Source organism: Chryseobacterium taichungense, from assembly GCF_900109935.1.
Lineage (GTDB): Bacteria > Bacteroidota > Bacteroidia > Flavobacteriales > Weeksellaceae > Chryseobacterium > Chryseobacterium taichungense.
In genome coordinates this window covers 65,784-84,348 of the sequence record NZ_FOBV01000008.1, presented here as the reverse complement: position 1 = coordinate 84,348, position 18,565 = coordinate 65,784, and the positions used below count along the sequence as shown (strand labels likewise).

Here is an 18,565-nt window from a genome sequence, read left to right as displayed (position 1 = left end):
AAACAGAAAGCCATTTTATTCTAAACTGATAGATTAAACTAAAACAGAAAACCATTTTATTCTAAACTGGTAGATTAAACTAAAACAGAAAGCCATTTTATTCTAATCTGATAGATTAAGCTAAAACAGAAAGCCATTTTAATCTAAACTGGTAGATTAAACTAAAACAGAAATCCGTTTTTTCTACGTTAACCCGGTTGGATCATGAATTTGCAATATCAATAGGAACGGGCTTCAGCCCGTTTAAATTTTGCATAATTCCATTTGGCTTTAGCCGAAATCAACTAGGTCGGCTGAAGAACTTTAAAAAGTTTCAGCTTTCGGCGAAGCCGAAAGCTGAAACGTATCATAAAATATCGTCTGTCATTGATACAGCCATTTCCTGATGGCTCTTGTATAAACCGGCATGACGATAAATACCATCAAAAACACGATAGTTCCAGAGATCAATAAAGCTTCAAAATAATGATTCTGCGGGATATTCAGTAATCTGAGCAAAGGCAGAAGAAAATGAGGAATGATGAGTGATAAAGGATAAATGGCAGACCATGTCACCAGAAACTGTTTCCAGCGAACAGGCGCTTTACCGGTAGTGCTTTCAGAAGTAAAAAGAAAATCCAGTCCGGATCTGATCTCATAATTGTCATTTTTCCTGAACAAAGGATTTGCTTTTTCAATAAGCTTTTTCCTGCTTTCCGATTCCATCCAGGTTTTGAGATGGGTAATGGTGTCGAAACGGATAATGACCGTATAGACAAAAGTAAGACCGGGAATCGGCCTTACGATCTGAAGGTCTATAAAGCCCTCAGAATGTTTGGTCTGGGGAACGATCTCATCCAGCCAGCCTTCGTATTCTTTTTGTTTTCCGTCAAGTATATGATGTGTAATAACTACAGACGCGCCCTGGTTTTCCATATCTCTTATTTAAATTACAGGTTGTGTATTTGAATTCTTACGGAAAAGTCTGTTTAAACTTTTATATAACCGCAAAAGTCTCAAAAGATGAGTTGAACTTTTATTTAAAGTTGATAATTAAAAGTGAGAAAGCTAACAATAACTTAAAAAAAATCTTCGATCTTTATCCTTTTGAGAACTTCGTTATCTCAAGCTTAAGAAAAGTCTTTTGCTCCTTTTGTGGTTAAATTTAAAATTCACAAGAGTTTAAAACGCCCTCTGATACTGCCACGGAATTTCGGTTTCAACGTCCAGTTCCTTAGCCGCATGAATAGCAAAATACGGATCCCGCAGATGTTCTCTGGCAATCACGACAAGATCTGCCTTTCCGGAGGTAATGATTTCATCCGCCTGCTGTGCTTCAGTGATCATTCCGACGGCACCGGTCAGAATTCCTGTTTTCTTTATGGCAGCAGCAAAAGGAACCTGATAACCGGGAAATACTTTGTCTTTGCTTACGTTGGTAAATCCACCGCCGGAAGCTGTGATGAGGTCTACACCATTTTCTTTCAGAACTTCCGAAAGGGCAGCACTGTCTTCCAAGGTCCATCCTTCGGGGGTGTCGATATAATCTACCGCAGAAATCCTTACAAGGAGAGGCATAATTTCAGGAATGACCTTTCTCACTGCGCGAACGGTCTCTACCAGAAAGCGTATCCTGTTGTCAAAGCTTCCACCGTATTCATCATTCCTTTTATTGATCACTGCGGAATAAAACTGATGGAAAAGATATCCATGTCCTGCGTGAAGCTCTATCGTATCAAAGCCTGCTTCCACAGCACGCATTGCCGCATCAGCAAATTTTTGGGTAAGCTCATGAATTTCAGCTACCGTCATCTCCTGTGGAATTACCCCGTTGATTTCCGTAGCGGAAGAAGATTTTACTGTCCAGGCACCTTCTTCATCAGTTAATGGTTTCATTCTTTGGTTAGGATGTCTCAGGCTTCCTTTACCCCCGGAATGCCAGAGCTGTATGCCTATTTTAGCTTCCTGCTCATGGACAAAATCTACAATGTTCTTCCAGGCTTCCTGCTGCTCGTCGTTCCAGATGCCGACATCGTTCAGGGTGGCAAGTCCTTCCGGAGAAACAGCGGTACATTCGGTGAGGATCAGTCCTGCACCACCTACGGCACGGCTGCCGAGATGTACAAGGTGCCAATTGCCGGGAATACCATTGTTAGCGCTGTATTGCTGCATCGGCGATACAACGATTCTGTTTTTCAGGGTAAGGCTGCGGAGATATAATGGAGAAAATAAGTTCATTTTAATTGTTTTGTGAGGTTAAAAGATGTTCTGCTTCTTGAAGTGATGATACGAGTATATTTTTTACTTCATTAAGTGTCTGATTCAGCACATGCTGATGTTCATTAGGTTTTTCGAGGATGTCCAGCTTTTCTTCCAGCAAGGGAAGAAGTCCCATTATGGCTACACTGGATTTCAGATCATGCGCACGGAGTTTTAGAATGGCAAAATCTTCATCTTTATAGGCTTTCAGAAGCTCTTCCAAATGCTGCGGAATCTTTTCGGTAAACTGTTTTGTAACGAGATGCTCAAAGCTCTGGTCACCGCCGCTTACAGACCTCATATAAGTGAGATCGATATATTGGTATTCAGGAATATGAGCTTCGGCTTTTACTTTTTTATATTCCGAATTTTCCAGTCCGAACCCGGAAATAATCCTGAAGAGTTCTTCTTCATTAACAGGCTTTGAAAGATATTCGTTCATTCCGCGACTCAGGCATTTTTCCCTTTCTCCGGCTAATGCGTGGGCGGTCATAGCAATGATCGGAATATCAAGTTTCAGTACGTCACGTATCTGCTCAGTAGCGGTATAGCCATCCATTTGGGGCATCTGTATGTCCATTAGGACAAGATCACACGGATTTTTTCTGAGGTAATCTACCGCTTCAGCACCGTTGGATACGATATCAAAATCAATATTCCATTGGAGCAGAAGATGATTCATCAGGCTTTGATTAATGACATTATCATCAACAACCAAAACTTTTAAAGGAATATTCGAACGGTCTTTAAAGTAACCGGTGTCAACGGATGCGGTGTTTTCGAGCTGCTCTTCGGCAATGGTGTAGGGAATATAAAAATCAAATGTAGTTCCTTTGCCCTGCTCACTCGTCACTTCGATATTTCCATGCTGAAGAAGTATCAGTTGCTTCACGATAGAAAGTCCGAGCCCCGTACCTCCGTAATTTCTTGTGATGGAATCTTCTCCCTGGTTAAATCTTTCAAAGATTTCGTCAAGCTTTTCTCTTTCAATTCCAATTCCGGTATCTGATACTTTAAAGCCGAGAACAATCGTACTTCCTGATCTTTCTCTGATATAAACCTCAATGCTGATGCTTCCCTGTCGGGTAAATTTTATGGCATTGCCGATGAGGTTGACCATAATTTGCGTAAGTCTTGTCGCATCACCGATTAGCGTATCCGGAATTGACGGATCTACACTGCCCGAAATGGTAAGTTTCTTTTCTTTTACCCTTTCAAGGAAAAGCGTTTTCACAGAATCAACCAGGCCGTTGATGCTGAATACTCCTGATGTGATCCGCATCATTCCTGCTTCAATTTTAGACAGATCAAGAATGTCATTAATAATGGTCATTAAATTTTCTCCCGACTGCTGAATAGAGGAAACAAACTGTGCCGACGTTTCATCCAGCGGTCTTTTCTGCAATAAATTGGTGAAACCTAAAATACCGCTCAACGGAGTACGGATTTCGTGGCTCATGTTGGCCAGGAAGTTTTCTTTGGTCTGAGCTGCAACTGAAGCCTTTTTTTCTGCAATATCCAGCTCTTCGATCAGTACAGACTGTCTGCGGAACTGTCTCAGGATATGAAATCCTACAATGGCACCGCTTAAAACCAATAGTACAAGTAAGGACATATCATACAGTCTTGCCTTCCTGCCCATTTCTTCACTTTTCCTGCTGAGCTGTACCATATGCTGCTTGCGGCTCTCATAGATCTTTCCTGTAATGGAGGTGATCTCATTGGAGATATTTCTGGCGCGGGGATTGGCAATGGAGGTATTGTCATCCATATTGCCCAATGTAAGGTAACGGTGGAGCAGCTTATTCTTTGTATCCTTTTTTTCCATGGCGAGGACACTGAGCCGATGGATCAACCGTTCTTCTTCTGCATCCTTATTATCTTTGGAAAGGGAATCCAGGAAATTTTCAATCTGGTTGATCTTATCATCTATTCCTTCCAGGTGAGTGGTGTCATTGGTGGCAATAGAAGCTCTGATGCGGCTTTCAACACCCAGAATGTCCCGGTCGATCTCTCTGAGATGATTGCTGGAACGCAGCTCATTCAGCAATGTATTATTGTTTTGAATAAGAGCCTTTGTATTGCGTGCCGAATTGATCTGAACCGCGATCAGCAATATGCTTCCCGCAATGAAGCTGAGTATGATGAAATAACGGAACTTTTTATTGCCCATTACGGCAGTTACCTTTATCATAAATAAACTAAAAATGATGATTTGTTTTAAACAATCTGATCAAACCTGGTCAGAAAACATTCATTCTTGTATTAAGCGCCTTTCTATATGCATCAGCTACCGGAATGAATTTCCCATTGATCATGATGCCGCCGTCCTGAAGGGTGTCGATCTTTCCGACGGCGATAATATAAGAACGGTGTACACGGATAAAAATGTCTTTTGGCAGACGTTCTTCCGCAGCTTTCATAGTCCCGTGGATCACAAATGCCTTTTCCAGGGTATAAAATTTTACATAATCGCCCATCGCTTCTGCATAAAGAATATCAGCCAGCTTCAGACGCCTGGTAATATTGGAATCTCTAACGAAGAGAAACTCGTCTTTATTGATCTGGATATTTTCCTTTCTGCTTTCGATAACAGCCTGTGCCTTACCGACCGCCTGCAGGAATCTTGCGGGCGTAACAGGCTTCAGAAGATAATCCGCGATATTCAGTTCGAAGGCTTCCAGTGCATAATCCTTTTTAGAAGAGGTGAAAATGATGATCGTATCTCTTCCGGAAAGATTTTTTGTCAGCTCAATCCCGGTCATTTCCGGCATTTCAATATCGAGAAACAGAAGATCTACAGGATCATTCTGAAGGTGAAGATAGGCTTCCATAGCATTGGAATATTCTTTGACAATGCTAAGGCCGGGAATCTGCTTGGCCAGGTGTGCTAAAGTCATTCTGGCAATATCATTGTCATCAACGATTAAAGCTTTCATAGGAATAGTTTATTTATGATAGACACAAATATACTTAATTCCTTTTTTATTTATGCCTGAAGATAGCGGTTACCTGAAATAGGAACGGAGCATCCACGCCATTTCTTCATGGGTTTCCATAAGGCCCGTAATGTAATCGCTGGTGCCATAATCTTTGTATTTTTCTGCAAAAGGGGTTATGTTCCCGCGGAGAAAATCGATAATGCTTTCATGATCGCTCAGAAGATCTTTCATATAGCCTAAGCCGTCATTGGTCCGCTCGCTGTATTCTGTAAGATGGGTAAGCTCAAGATACGCTTTCATGGTGGCCGGAGCGTAATGTCCTATTTTTCGCATACGTTCTGCAACGCTGTCGATGAGGTCTTCCAGTTGGGTGTATTGTTTTTCAAAGAAAATATGCATCGCGTGGAAATTATCACCGGTAACATTCCAGTGGGCGTTTCTTGTTTTGGTGTAAAGTACAAACTCATCTGCCAGTAATTTTGCCAATTCTGCTGCAACAGTGTCTGCGTTTTTTTCTGTAAGTCCGATTCTTGCTTTCATGATGTGAAATATTTAAAGTTGTGCGAGCATTATTGCTCTTTTTTTCTGATGTAAAGTTCTGCAGGAATCAGGGTAAAATGGAACAGATTTCGGTGAACGGGCAAAATGAATCGTTGAGTGACGGATAAAAAACATTAAAATTGAAATTTTACTTTAAAAAATAAATGGAAAGCAAACCGAAAGGATGAATTTTAATGAATTAATATAAATTTTTTCGTCTCTATTAGGCTGGAATTGCCATAAAACATATATTTGCAGCCTAAATTTTAAAAATAATGAAAGAATTAATTGAAAAAATCAACGCGGAATTTGAAGCTTTTGCAACGGAAGCAAACCAACAAGCAGAAAAAGGAAACAAAGCAGCTGGAACAAGAGCTCGTAAATCAGCTTTAGAACTTAGCAAACTTTTCAAAGAATTCAGAAAAGTTTCTGTTGAAGAATCTAAAAAATAATCATGAAGCCGGCTCACTGAGCCGGCTTTGTTTTTTACACTAACTGTTAAATTTTCTTAGGATTTAGCAGTGATATAATAAAAAAAACATTTTAAAAGGTTAAAAATTATTAAAATAATTCTAAGTCTGTTGAATTGTATGCGGTTTCCTTTTATATTTGCCGCAATTAATGCCATGTATGAAACAGATTCTTATTTTTTCCTTATTTTTTTCGATTTTAACGTATTCACAGAAAATACAGATTCTTGACGCTGAAACTCAAAAGCCCGTTAGTGGAGCGAGAATTATCCTTGCAGATCAGCTGGTCTATACCAATGAAGACGGCTATGCGCCGTTAGAGGCTGCGGCAAAAGGTTTTGAAGTATCAGCGGCAGGATATAAGACCTTTAAGGCCAATTCTTATCAGGATATCATTTCTTTAAAACCTGCTGTTATTGATATTGAAGAAGTAAAAATAGTGGATGTGGATCTTAAAGAAATATTTGAAGATATTCAAAAAAACTACCATAAAAGATACTACGACCAACCGTCACTATATGATGTCACGTATAAGGCTAAAAGCTTCAGTAATAACAAACTCTACTTTCTGGTCATTGCCGATGCCAAGTTGTGGAGCAAGAGCAATGCATATAATTTCAGGGACGGCTTCCGCAAAAAATATGATGATATTCTACAGATGCAACTGAATAATGTGAAGTATCTGAAGAGCAACAGCAAAGGAGTTTTTAATGCTAAAACCAATGAATTTTCCCATGCCGAAATGGGGGATTATTTTTTCAGCTTTGAGATCTACAGACTTCTGTTGACCATGAATACGAAAAACACAAAGTTTTCCGGGCGTCTTCTTTCTGATGATGGCGAGGAGCAGCTTATAAGTATGCGGATCAAAACAGAGAACGGTATCAACATAGAAGGAGAAATGCACTATAATAAGGCAGACAAAGTGATTACGTATTTTGAGGTCCTTCACCAACAGACAGGATTAGCTCCTTACAAAAGAAAAAATACTGAAGGAAAAGAATATGAATTTCAATTTGGTGATGTGCAGCTCATTTACGATTTTTATAAAAAAGATGGAAAATACCTTCCTGCCTTAAAGAAAACAGTATCGGATAAATTCTTCATCAGGTATGATGGTAAGGAGGAAGAACGAAAATCTACCACGGAAACCATTTATCACACTTTTTCAAAATCTGATAAAAAAGGTCTTGAGCCAAGAATTGATTTCACCAAAAGCATCTGGGAAAACATTCCGGTAAAAGAAGATAAAGAATCCGGGATACTGCTCTCACGGGAAGAGCAGGCTTTTCTTAACGAGAATTAATTATCATTTACATAAAATTTACCAATGAAAATCATCCTTATCTCTATATGGATCACAGGCTGTTTGGGAATTAAAGCGCAGTCTCACCGTTTTATTTACGATGTGCAGTACAGGAAAGATTCTACCCAGAATCTGATGACCAAAGAAAACTACCATCTGGATATTGATCAGAAAGAGGTTAAATATTATCCCCGGGATTTTTATGTCGGTGATTCTCTGATTACCAATAATATTCCATTTGGAAAGGATATGCAATTCAATACTTCAGGTATTATTTCCCATCAGCAGGGCAGCAGTACTTATAATGATTATGATGTTCTGGAAAGTGTTGTTCTTAAGCGTGTCGCAAACGCTGCCCAAAACTGGAAGCTGACCGGTGAAAAAAAGCAGATTAAAGAACTCTCTGTTCAGAAAGCTGTTACCAGCTGGGGCGGAAGAAACTGGATTGCATGGTTCAGTCCGGAAATACCTTTTCAGGAAGGACCGTATAAATTTCATGGCCTTCCGGGACTGATCGTGGAGCTTTATGATGATAAAAACGATTATCATTTTGAATTGGTTAAGAACCAGAAACTGTCAAAACCATATGTGAACCAGTTTATTCAGTATATGGAAAGCAGAAGTGTAATGGTTAATGATGAAAAATACAAGGAAGCCAAATTAAAATATTATGCATCCCCGGTAAATTATCTGAGGAATTCTGCAGGAGTTACAAGATCAAATGAAGAATATTATCTGAACGACGGTACTCTTGTCGGTGAAAACAACAGCCGGGAAATAAATGAAAGGTTAAGGGAATCGATCCGGAAGTACAATAATCCTATAGAGATCGATACAGCGATACGCTATCCTTCAGAACTTTAAGACAACAGCCGGTAATATTTATTGTTACCGGCTGTCTTTTTTAGTTAAATCTTTAATGGATTACAGAATCATGCTCAGCTGTATCCTTTTTCTGGCCTCATCCACATCCGTAACCTTTACCTGAACGTGCTGGTGAAGTTTGACCACTTCGTTCACATCCGAGACAAAGCCGTCTTTGAGCTGGGAAATATGTACGAGTCCGCTTTCTTTAATGCCTAAGTCTACAAAACATCCGAAAGCGGTGATATTATTGACGATCCCAGGAAGGATCATGCCGATCTTAAGGTCGGTAATCTTTTTCACATTCGGATCAAATTCAAAAACTTTGGCTGCTTTTCTTGGATCCAACCCCGGTTTTTCAAGCTCTTTTAAAATATCTTTAATTCCTAATATTCCGATATCTTCCGTGATGTATTTTTCAGGGTCGATCTGAGAAATCTTCTCTTTGCTGGCGATTAGCTCAGGAGTCGTTATTTTCAGATCTTTCGCCATTTTCTCCACAATTCCGTAGGCTTCGGGATGCACGGCAGAATTATCCAGCGGATTTTTCGGATTGCTGATTCTCACGAAAGCGGCAGCCTGCTGAAAGGCCTTTTCACCCAACCTTGGAACTTTTTTCAACTGTTTCCGGTCTTCAAAAGCCCCGTTTTCTGAACGGTAATTCACAATATTTTCTGCCATTTTTTCGCCGATACCGGAGACATAGCTTAATAATGATTTGCTGGCGGTATTCAGATTAATCCCGACAGAATTAACGCACTTCATCACTGTAGAATCCAGCTCATTCTTCAACTGGGTCTGGTCTACATCATGCTGGTATTGTCCGACACCAATGGATTTCGGATCGATCTTAACAAGCTCTGCTAAGGGATCTGATAATCTCCGCCCGATAGAAACCGCTCCACGAACAGTTACGTCATACGTTGGAAATTCTTCTCTCGCAATTTTGCTGGCAGAATACACGGATGCGCCGGCTTCAGAAACCACAAAGACCTGCAGCGGTTTATCAAATGCTATTTTTTTAATGAAAAATTCGGTTTCACGGCTTGCTGTACCGTTTCCGATAGAGATGGCCTCAATATGATAAGCATTCACCATAGAGCGGATTTTCTTCATCGCCATCCCGGATTCATTCTGTGGAGCATGCGGATAGATAGTCTCATTATGCAGAAGATCACCTTTTTCGTCGAGGCAAACAACTTTGCAGCCGCTTTTATAACCGGGATCAATCGCCAGAATTCTTTTCTCCCCGAGAGAAGGCGCTAAAAGCAGCTGGGTAAGGTTTTCAGAAAAGATCTCGATGGCTTTTTTATCTGCTTTTTCTTTGGCTTCCTGCAGGGTTTCATTGGAAATGGCAGGCTCCAGTAGTCTTTTGTAGCTGTCTTTTATGGCCAGAGAAATCTGCCCGGCTGTTTCGTTATTGGATTTAATAATGGCATTTTCAATAAATTCGATGGCTTCATCTTTGTCAATCCCGATATTGGTCTTGACGAAACCTTCCGCTTCAGCCCTCAGCATGGCCAGTAAACGGTGAGAAGGTGTTCTGTTCAGGCTTTCTTCCCATTCGAAATACTGCGAGAATTTCTGGGCTTCTTCTTCATCCTTTTTCGCTTTTACTACTTTTGAAGTGATCACTGCTTTCCTTTGGAACATTCTCCTGAGATTCTTACGGACATACATATTTTCATTGATCCATTCCGCCATAATATCTCTTGCTCCCTGAAGGGCTTCCTCTTCAGTCTTTACCTGATCGCTGAGGTATTTTGAAGCTAAAAAAGATAAGTCCTGAGCTTTCTGGCTCATGATTATTTTGGCTAAGGGTTCCAGTCCTTTTTCTTTGGCAGCATCCGCTTTTGTTTTTTTCCTTTTTTTAAAAGGGAGATACAAATCCTCAAGTTCCTGCAGATCATAGCTTTCTTCAATTCGTTGTTTTAATTCGGAGGAAAGGGCATTTTGCTCTTCTATTGACTTTAGAATCGTTTCCTTTCTTTTAACAATTTCTTCAAACTGCTTATTGATTTTTGAGATCTGCTCGATCTGTGTCTCGTCGAGATTTCCTGTTTTATCTTTGCGGTACCGGGAAATAAAAGGAATGGTACAGTCTTCGGCAAGCAACTGAAGAGTAGAGGAAATGCTTTTTTCTGAAATATCAAGAGCCTGATGGATATAGCGTGTGGCGTTCATTGTAAAATTTAAGCGGCTAAAATAATCATTTTTAATCTTGGTAAAGTATTCTGCATTCGGCAACTTTTTTATATTTTAGCTTTTTTATCATAAGAGCCTATTTAAATTTATAATTTATTTTTTAACATTAAGGAATTAAGACCCTTTAGCTTAAAAACTTAATAAAAATCAATTAATTGATTTCTTAATTTAAAATAGAGTTTGATTTACTGAAATTGACTACGTCGAATCTAAAGATTTCTTAATGTTAATTAAAGAATAAACAAAGTTTATTTAATTTAGAAAATTAAGAAAAACTATAAAAAATTTATTTAGTAAAATTTAAACAGGTTCTAAGAAAATTCAATGAAATTAAATTTATTGATGTATGATAAGATGTTCAAGATTCAGGTTCTCTATTTTTGGATATCATAAATTATGAGCTATTAAATATGCTGAAAAACTTCAGCTGTTCATCATAATAAACTTTTAAAACAATTAGATAATATGAAAAAATTGAGTGTCATTGCATTGGTAGGAGTAGGACTTCTTGCCGCGTCGTGTAACAAAGAAAAAACTGCTGAAAATGCAGCAACATCTACAGAGCAGAAAGTTGCGGAAAGTAAAGGAGAAGTATTGGCTGTAGATACAGCAGCGTCTGTGGTAAACTGGAAAGCTTTCCACAAAGGAGGAATGGCTCCTCGTTGGGGAACTTTAATGGTAAAGTCAGGTGATCTTAGCGTAGAAAACGGAAATGTAGCAGCAGGAAATTTCGTTATTGATATGAACTCTCTTAAAGTAGATCCCGCTTCGGTAACCGAAAAAGATAAAAAGCCGGAAGATCTTGAAAAGCACCTTAAAACTCCTGATTTCTTCGATACCGCGAAAAATCCGACTTCAGAATTTAAAATCACGAGTGTAACGGATCTTAAAGAAGCACCAAAAGATGCTGTTGCAGGAGCTAACAAAACCGTGAGTGGAAACCTTACGTTGTCAGGAAAAACGATGAATGTAACATTCCCTGCGAAAGTGGATGTAACGGATACTTCAGCGTCTATCCAGGCTAAGTTTACAGTGAACAGAGCTGACTGGGGGATCAAATTCGGTACTTCCGAAGCCGATCCTGCAGAATGGATGATCAGCAAAGACATCGAAATCGCTGTTGATGTAAAAGCGAAAAAATAATATTGTTAGATATAAAATCGTGGAAGCTACCTTTTTTAAGGTGGCTTTTTTGTTATGGTAAATTGAAAAGATCTTAAATAAAAGAAGGCGAGTTGCCCCGCCTTAGATGTTTTCACAACGGAATAATCCTTATTGTGAATTGCTTTCGGTTACAAATCTAGAAATTATTTTTTTAACTGTTTTATGGTTTTCCGTAAAATATTTGTGATTTTTCTGTTTATTTTTATACAATTTCTAAAAACTAATAGATTATGACTAAAAATATACTTGGATTGGACTTGGGAGTTTCATCAATCGGCTGGGCTTATGTTCAGGAAGATTCTAAAAATTATGAGAATAGTAAAATTATCAAGTTAGGAGTTCGTGTAAATCCATTAACTGTTGATGAGCAATTAAATTTTGAAAAAGGAAAGCCTATTACAACCAATGCCGGAAGAACTTTAGCCAGAAGTGCGAGAAGAAATCTTCAAAGGTTTAAGTTAAGAAGAGCCAATCTTATTGATATTTTAAAGAAAAACCATATTCTTAAAGAATCAGATTTACTTGCCGAAGTTGGCAAAAATTCAACATTTCAAACTCAAGAATTAAGAGCAAAGGCAGCAAAAGAAAAAATAGAACTTTCAGAATTTGCCAGAGTTCTGCTTCTTATCAATAAAAAAAGAGGATATAAAAGTAGTCGTAAAGCTAAAAACGAAGATGAAGGACAAATTGTAGACGGAATGGCAGTTGCCAAAAAATTATATGAAGAGAATTTAACTCCGGGAGAATATTCATATCAGCTTTTACAGCAGGGAAAAAAACAACTACCTGATTTTTACCGTTCAGATTTACAGGCAGAATTTGATAAAGTATGGAGTTTTCAAAAACAATATTATTCAGAAATTTTAACCGAAGACCTTTATAAAGAATTACAAGGTAAAAATAAAAATGCAACTTGGGCAACTCTGAAAGAACCATTTTCTCTGGTTGGGATTAAGCAAACCGGAACAATGCAGGAGAAAAAAGTTGAAAAATACTTTTGGAGAAGCGAAGCGGTAAAAAGGCAATTGGATTTTGAAAGTCTGGCTGTTGTATTTCAAGAAATTAACAGCAATCTGAATAATGCTAGCGGTTATTTAGGTGCGATTAGTGATCGAAGTAAAGAGCTTTATTTTCATAATCAAACTGTTGGAGAGTATTTATTTCAGCAGTTGAAAGTAAACCCTCATACAAAGCTTAAAAATCAGGTTTTCTACAGGCAGGATTACTTAGATGAATTTGAGAAGATATGGGAAACTCAATTAAAGTATTACAAAGAACTAACGAAAGAATTAAAGCAGCAGATTCGGGATATTATCATTTTCTATCAGAGGAAGCTCAAATCGCAGAAAGGTTTAATCAGTATTTGTGAGTTTGAAAACAGGGAAATTGAAATTACAGAAAATGGAAAAACAAAAAAGAAAACAGTCGGGCTAAAAGTGGCGCCAAAATCATCTCCCTTGTTTCAGGAATTTAAAATCTGGCAGGTTCTGAATAATTTACAGTTTCAAAATGCAGAAACAAAGGAAATATTCCCAATAGATTTAGATTTCAAGCAATCTATTTTTGATGAAGTCAATATAAAAGGAAAACTTTCTGCAAAAGATGTTTTAGATCTTGTTGGATATTCAGGAAAAGAATGGAAAACTAATTTCAAAGATATTGAAGGAAATTATACTAATGAAAGTTTATATACTGCTTTTCTAAAGATTATTGCCAATGAAGGGATAGAATTTCCAAAAGAATTTAAATTAACCATTGATGACGAAATTAAAGTTTCTAAAATAATTGCTTCTGCAGAAATTATAAAATTATTTGTCAGAGAAAAGTTTTCAGGATTAGGAATTGATACTTCTGTTCTGGATTTTAATCCCGAATTGGAAGGAAATGATTTTGAAAAACAGGCTTCTTATCAGCTATGGCATTTACTGTATTCTTATGAAGGCGATGATTCTCCTTCCGGAAACGAAAAATTGTATGAATTATTGAAGGGGAAATTTGGATTTAAAAAAGAGCATTCCAAAATATTAGCTGAAATTGGTTTTCCTCAGGATTATGGAAGTTTGAGCTCAAAGGCGATGCGAAAGATTTATCCTTACATTAAAGAGCATAAATACAGTGTAGCCTGTAATTATGCAGGTTACAATCACTCTAAAAATTCTTTGACCAAAGAGCAATTGGAGAATCGAGTTCTGAAAAAACAATTGGATATTCTTCCTAAAAACTCTTTACGAAATCCAGTAGTTGAAAAGATTTTGAATCAAATGATCAATCTTGTCAATGAAATTTCAAAGGAATATGGAAAACCTGATGAAGTAAGAATTGAATTGGCGCGAGAACTCAAACTAAATGCGGAAGAACGTGCTACAATGACTTCTGAAATTAATAAAGCCACTATACAGCATCAGAAATATGCAGAAGTTTTGCAAAGAGAATTTGGCATAAAAAGTCCTTCAAGAAATGATATTATCCGCTATAAATTATACTTGGAGTTGGCAAATAACGGTTTTAAAGATTTATACACAGATGTAAAAATTGAAAGAGAAAATTTATTTACAGATAAATACGATATCGATCACATCATACCACAATCCCGATTTTTTGATGATAGTTTTTCCAATAAAGTCTTAGTTCCAAGAAGTGCTAATCTTAAAAAAGGAAATTTTACGGCTTTCGATTATCTTGAAAATGAAGGAAAAGAAAAATTAGAGAAATTTCTTAATGTCATAAAAGATCTTTATGATAAAGGTTTTATCACCAAAGCGAAATATGAAAAGCTACAGAAAAAAGGCTCTGAAATAGGAGAGGGATTCATTGAAAGAGATTTAAGAAATACACAATATATTGCCAAAAAATCTAAGGAAATCCTTTTTGGAATTACTAATTCTGTGGTTTCCACTTCGGGAAGAATAACAGATAAACTTCGGGAAGACTGGAATCTCGTTAACACAATGAAAGAACTTAATCTTGAAAAGTACAGAAAATTAGGCTTGACGGAATTAATTGCAAATTCCAAAGGTGAGGAAAAAGAAAGAATTATTGATTGGACGAAGAGAAATGACCATCGTCATCACGCAATGGATGCTTTAACGGTTGCTTTTACCACCTATAATCATATTCAATATCTGAATTATTTGAATGCGAGAAAAGATGAAAAGCATAAAGAACATCAAAATATCTTTGCTATTGAAAACACAATTACAGAAATTGTAGAAAAGAAAAACGGATCAAAAGAAAGAAAATTCAAATTACCTATTAAAAATTTCCGTACTGAAGCAAAAAAACAATTGGAAGAAGTTTTGATTTCTCATAAAGCTAAAAATAAAGTAGTTACCAAAAACATCAATAAAATTAAGAAAAAAGGAAGTGTAATTGCGAAAACAGAGCTGACTCCGAGAGGACAGCTTCATAAAGAAACAATTTACGGAAGTTCGAAATTTCTTAAAACAAAAGAAGAAAAATTATCTGGAAAATTTAATCTAGAAACGATTCAGAAAGTTCAAAATGAAAAATATAGAAATGCTCTGCTAAAAAGATTACAGGAGTTTGGCGGAGATTCTAAAAAAGCATTCACAGGAAAAAATGTTATTTCTAAAAATCCAATATTTCTTAATGCTGAAAAAACTGAACAATTACCTGAAACCGTAACTTTAGCTTGGTATGAAACAGGCTATACCATAAGAAAAGTTGTTAATCCGGATAATTTTAAAGATTTTAAAAATATTGAAAAAGTTATTGATAAAGGAGTCCGTTATATTTTAACTGAAAGATTAAAAGAATTTAACGGAAACTCTAAAGAAGCCTTTTCCGATTTAGAAAAGAATCCGATCTGGCTTAACAAGTCAAAAGGAATTTCAATAAAGACGGTTACTATTACAGGAATTAATAACGCCGAAGCTTTACATTATAAAAAAGATCATTTAGGAAAAGAAATTTTAGACGAAAATAGTCAAAGGATAGCCGTTGATTTCGTGAGTACAGGAAATAATCATCACGTTGCAATTTATGAAGATGAAAATGGAAACTTACAGGAGAAAGTTGTTAGTTTTTATGAAGCCGTTGAAAGAGTAAATCAAAATTTATCAATTATTGATAAAGAATACAATGCTGAATTAGGCTGGAAGTTTTTATTTACGATGAAACAGAATGAAATGTTTTTATTTCCTTCTGAAGATTTTGATCCGAGAGAAGCAGATTTATTTGATAATAAGAATTTAAGTTTGATTTCTAAGAATTTGTTCAGAGTACAAAAGTTTACAATAAGAGATTATTTTTTTAGGCATCATCTCGAAACTACGGTTGAAGATAATTCTGCCTTGAAAGGTGTTACCTGGAAAAGAGAAGGATTGAGCGGATTAAAAGGTATTTTAAAAGTTCGTCTGAATAATTTGGGGAAAATAGTTCAAGTAGGAGAATATTAACGCTTTACAATATGATCACCCGCTCCATTTACATTGGCAACCCCGCTTATCTCAAGCTCAAAGACGAACAGCTTAAAATCCTCTGTCCGGAAACCAAAACAGAGAAGGGGAGTGTTCCTGTGGAAGATCTTGGATTATTGATGTTGGACCATTTTCAGATTACCATTTCGCACCATCTGATTCAGAAAATGATGGGAAATAATGTAGTGGTGGTAAGTTGTGATTCTCACCATTTACCGCACGGAATTATGTTGCCACTTTACGGACACACAGAACATTCTGATAGGGTAAAAGACCAGTTGGAAGCCAGCGAGCCTTTAAAAAAACAGCTTTGGAAACAGACGGTAGAATGCAAGATTGAAAACCAGAAAAATGTCCTGATGAAACTGGGGAATTATTACGAACCGATGATTGAATATCAGAGAAATGTAAAATCAGGCGACGTCACCAATATGGAAGGCATTGCGGCGCAACATTACTGGAAATATCTGATCAGTCTTGATTTTTTGAGACAACGTTTCGGGGATTCTCCCAACCAATTCTTTAATTTCGGTTATGCCGTTCTCCGGAGTATTGTTGCAAGAGCTATCGTGGAAACTGGGTTGCTGCCCGTTCTTGGGATCTTTCATAAAAATAAATACAATCCATATTGCCTTGCTGATGACTTGATGGAACCTTACCGTCCGTTTGTTGATTTATTGGTGATGCAGTGGCTGAAAATTAATCCTCAAACTGAAGAGCTGTCAAAAGAATTCAAGGCACACATTCTGCAGATTGCCACAAAAGATGTACGTATTGATGACAAAACAAGGCCATTGTTAGTCGCTGTCAAAACGACGGCCTCATCGCTTTACAAATGCTATACCGGTGAAAAACGGCTGATCTCTTATCCTGAACTGATATGAATGCCGAAAGGTTTAATGCATACCGAATTATGTGGGTTTTAGTATTATATGACCTCCCGACCGAAACGAAAGCAAATATGAAAGATGCCAATCGTTTCCGGAAAGCGCTTATCGATGACGGATTTATGCTGTTCCAGTTTTCGATGTATGTGCGTCATTGCCCAAGCCGTGAAAATGCTGATGTGCATATCAAAAGGGTGAAGTTTATGCTGCCTAAAGCAGGGAAAGTTGCCATCATGTGCATTACGGATAAACAGTTTGGGGATATCGAGATCTTTTTTGCCAGGAATAAAGAAGAACCGCCTCCAACCTTTCAGCAACTCGAATTATTCTGATTTTTTAAATTCTAAATCATAAATAAACCCACTGCAATTCAGTGGGTTAAATGTTGAGGTTGTGTTGTATCCCAAAGATACGGATAAATGAAAGCAATTCACAACAATTAGGCTATAAAGGTTTTAAACAGTTGGGTTGTGTTGTATCCCAAAGATACGGATAAATGAAAGCAATTCACAACTTACTTCCTGCGGGCTTATGGATTTATCCGGTTGTGTTGTATCCCAAAGATACGGATAAATGAAAGCAATTCACAACTACACCCTTTAAGTTATATACAGCCGTTAAGTTGTGTTGTATCCCAAAGATACGGATAAATGAAAGCAATTCACAACGATATCAATAGACTTACTGTATCTCAGTTAGTTGTGTTGTATCCCAAAGATACGGATAAATGAAAGCAATTCACAACGGAGATTAGATTCTTGCTTATATTTATACTGTTGTGTTGTATCCCAAAGATACGGATAAATGAAAGCAATTCACAACTATATGGGGAGCTTCCATCAAAATTATATAGTTGTGTTGTATCCCAAAGATACGGATAAATGAAAGCAATTCACAACCTAGCTGAACAGTATCTAGACCTTTCAAGCGTTGTGTTGTATCCCAAAGATACGGATAAATGAAAGCAATTCACAACGCCATCCCTCAAGAATCCACACCTAAAAGCGTTGTGTTGTATCCCAAAGATACGGATAAATGAAAGCAATTCACAACGTAATAGGCTTTTTTGTCTCCAATGCTTTAGTTGTGTTGTATCCCAAAGATACGGATAAATGAAAGCAATTCACAACACTCTAAAAAAGAGTTATTCAAGGCTCTTTGTTGTGTTGTATCCCAAAGATACGGATAAATGAAAGCAATTCACAACTTATCCTTGGTGAGTCAAGATTCCACGCTTGTTGTGTTGTATCCCAAAGATACGGATAAATGAAAGCAATTCACAACTATTTCTCCTAAGAATTACAAAACTTTTACGTTGTGTTGTATCCCAAAGATACGGATAAATGAAAGCAATTCACAACCTATGGATATAATTATAACTATGTAATACCGTTGTGTTGTATCCCAAAGATACGGATAAATGAAAGCAATTCACAACTCAGCCCATGTAATACCCAGCGGATTAACAGTTGTGTTGTATCCCAAAGATACGGATAAATGAAAGCAATTC

General features: G+C 37.2%; 13 protein-coding genes and 1 CRISPR repeat array (1 of these 14 running past the window's edge). Of the genes, 7 read left to right on the top strand and 6 right to left on the bottom strand.

Annotation, left to right across the window (positions count from 1 at the left end):
* Positions 1–363: 363 nt before the first annotated feature.
* The 5 genes from BMW64_RS16330 to BMW64_RS16310 all read right to left on the bottom strand — a co-directional run bounded on the left by BMW64_RS16330 (position 364) and on the right by BMW64_RS16310 (position 5,720).
* Positions 364–915: a putative antibiotic biosynthesis monooxygenase gene (locus tag BMW64_RS16330; protein WP_090001048.1), complete on the bottom strand. Its 552-nt coding sequence runs from the start codon at positions 913–915 to the stop codon at positions 364–366.
* Positions 916–1,161: 246 nt separating this feature from the next.
* Positions 1,162–2,217 (bottom strand): NADH:flavin oxidoreductase/NADH oxidase, encoded by a 1,056-nt coding sequence (locus BMW64_RS16325; protein WP_090001046.1) that lies wholly within the window; start codon positions 2,215–2,217, stop codon positions 1,162–1,164.
* Between the two features lies 1 nt (position 2,218).
* Positions 2,219–4,432, bottom strand: coding sequence for a hybrid sensor histidine kinase/response regulator (locus BMW64_RS16320; RefSeq protein ID WP_090001044.1), 2,214 nt, complete (start codon positions 4,430–4,432; stop codon positions 2,219–2,221).
* 49 nt (positions 4,433–4,481) lie between these two features.
* Entirely contained in the window at positions 4,482–5,177 is a 696-nt protein-coding gene (locus BMW64_RS16315) for a LytR/AlgR family response regulator transcription factor (RefSeq protein WP_090001042.1), read from the bottom strand.
* A gap of 69 nt (positions 5,178–5,246) precedes the next feature.
* Positions 5,247–5,720, bottom strand: coding sequence for a Dps family protein (locus BMW64_RS16310; protein ID WP_090001040.1), 474 nt, complete (start codon positions 5,718–5,720; stop codon positions 5,247–5,249).
* A 275-nt stretch (positions 5,721–5,995) separates the two neighbouring features.
* Here BMW64_RS16310 and BMW64_RS16305 point away from each other — a divergent pair, with 275 nt between their 5' ends.
* From BMW64_RS16305 to BMW64_RS16295, 3 genes are all read left to right on the top strand, one after another.
* Positions 5,996–6,172: a histone H1 gene (locus tag BMW64_RS16305; RefSeq protein ID WP_042720556.1), complete on the top strand. Its 177-nt coding sequence runs from the start codon at positions 5,996–5,998 to the stop codon at positions 6,170–6,172.
* A 178-nt stretch (positions 6,173–6,350) separates the two neighbouring features.
* Complete coding sequence (locus BMW64_RS16300; RefSeq protein ID WP_090001038.1) at positions 6,351–7,496, top strand: hypothetical protein; 1,146 nt, start codon at positions 6,351–6,353, stop codon at positions 7,494–7,496.
* A 24-nt stretch (positions 7,497–7,520) separates the two neighbouring features.
* Entirely contained in the window at positions 7,521–8,360 is an 840-nt protein-coding gene (locus tag BMW64_RS16295; RefSeq protein WP_090001036.1) for a GLPGLI family protein, read from the top strand.
* Between the two features lie 60 nt (positions 8,361–8,420).
* On the opposite strand, the gene BMW64_RS16290 is transcribed toward BMW64_RS16295, so the two are convergent.
* Positions 8,421–10,544: a Tex family protein gene (locus BMW64_RS16290; protein WP_090001034.1), complete on the bottom strand. Its 2,124-nt coding sequence runs from the start codon at positions 10,542–10,544 to the stop codon at positions 8,421–8,423.
* 486 nt (positions 10,545–11,030) lie between these two features.
* Here BMW64_RS16290 and BMW64_RS16285 point away from each other — a divergent pair, with 486 nt between their 5' ends.
* From BMW64_RS16285 to cas2, 4 genes are all read left to right on the top strand, one after another.
* Positions 11,031–11,708, top strand: a complete 678-nt coding sequence (locus tag BMW64_RS16285; protein ID WP_090001032.1) for a YceI family protein — start codon at positions 11,031–11,033, stop codon at positions 11,706–11,708.
* 251 nt (positions 11,709–11,959) lie between these two features.
* A complete protein-coding gene (gene cas9, locus BMW64_RS16280) occupies positions 11,960–16,147 on the top strand; it encodes a type II CRISPR RNA-guided endonuclease Cas9 (protein WP_090001030.1) in 4,188 nt (1,395 codons plus the stop codon).
* 11 nt (positions 16,148–16,158) lie between these two features.
* Positions 16,159–17,052, top strand: a complete 894-nt coding sequence (gene cas1 / locus BMW64_RS16275; RefSeq protein WP_090001028.1) for a type II CRISPR-associated endonuclease Cas1 — start codon at positions 16,159–16,161, stop codon at positions 17,050–17,052.
* On the top strand, positions 17,049–17,387 hold the full coding sequence (cas2, locus tag BMW64_RS16270; RefSeq protein WP_090001025.1) for a CRISPR-associated endonuclease Cas2: 339 nt from the start codon (positions 17,049–17,051) through the stop codon (positions 17,385–17,387). Before cas1 ends, cas2 begins: the two co-directional genes overlap by 4 nt.
* A 58-nt stretch (positions 17,388–17,445) precedes the next feature.
* Positions 17,446–18,565: a CRISPR direct-repeat array (repeat unit 47 nt; unit sequence GTTGTGTTGTATCCCAAAGATACGGATAAATGAAAGCAATTCACAAC); it runs 1,622 nt beyond the window's last position.

Coding starts and splice junctions, on each gene's coding strand:
- BMW64_RS16310 (WP_090001040.1), bottom strand. CDS start 5,720: ATGAAAGCAAGAATCGGACTTACAGAAAAAAACGCAGACACTGTTGCA.
- BMW64_RS16330 (WP_090001048.1), bottom strand. CDS start 915: ATGGAAAACCAGGGCGCGTCTGTAGTTATTACACATCATATACTTGAC.
- BMW64_RS16315 (WP_090001042.1), bottom strand. CDS start 5,177: ATGAAAGCTTTAATCGTTGATGACAATGATATTGCCAGAATGACTTTA.
- cas2 (WP_090001025.1), top strand. CDS start 17,049: ATGAATGCCGAAAGGTTTAATGCATACCGAATTATGTGGGTTTTAGTA.
- cas1 (WP_090001028.1), top strand. CDS start 16,159: ATGATCACCCGCTCCATTTACATTGGCAACCCCGCTTATCTCAAGCTC.
- BMW64_RS16300 (WP_090001038.1), top strand. CDS start 6,351: ATGAAACAGATTCTTATTTTTTCCTTATTTTTTTCGATTTTAACGTAT.
- cas9 (WP_090001030.1), top strand. CDS start 11,960: ATGACTAAAAATATACTTGGATTGGACTTGGGAGTTTCATCAATCGGC.
- BMW64_RS16295 (WP_090001036.1), top strand. CDS start 7,521: ATGAAAATCATCCTTATCTCTATATGGATCACAGGCTGTTTGGGAATT.
- BMW64_RS16290 (WP_090001034.1), bottom strand. CDS start 10,544: ATGAACGCCACACGCTATATCCATCAGGCTCTTGATATTTCAGAAAAA.
- BMW64_RS16285 (WP_090001032.1), top strand. CDS start 11,031: ATGAAAAAATTGAGTGTCATTGCATTGGTAGGAGTAGGACTTCTTGCC.
- BMW64_RS16305 (WP_042720556.1), top strand. CDS start 5,996: ATGAAAGAATTAATTGAAAAAATCAACGCGGAATTTGAAGCTTTTGCA.
- BMW64_RS16320 (WP_090001044.1), bottom strand. CDS start 4,432: ATGATAAAGGTAACTGCCGTAATGGGCAATAAAAAGTTCCGTTATTTC.
- BMW64_RS16325 (WP_090001046.1), bottom strand. CDS start 2,217: ATGAACTTATTTTCTCCATTATATCTCCGCAGCCTTACCCTGAAAAAC.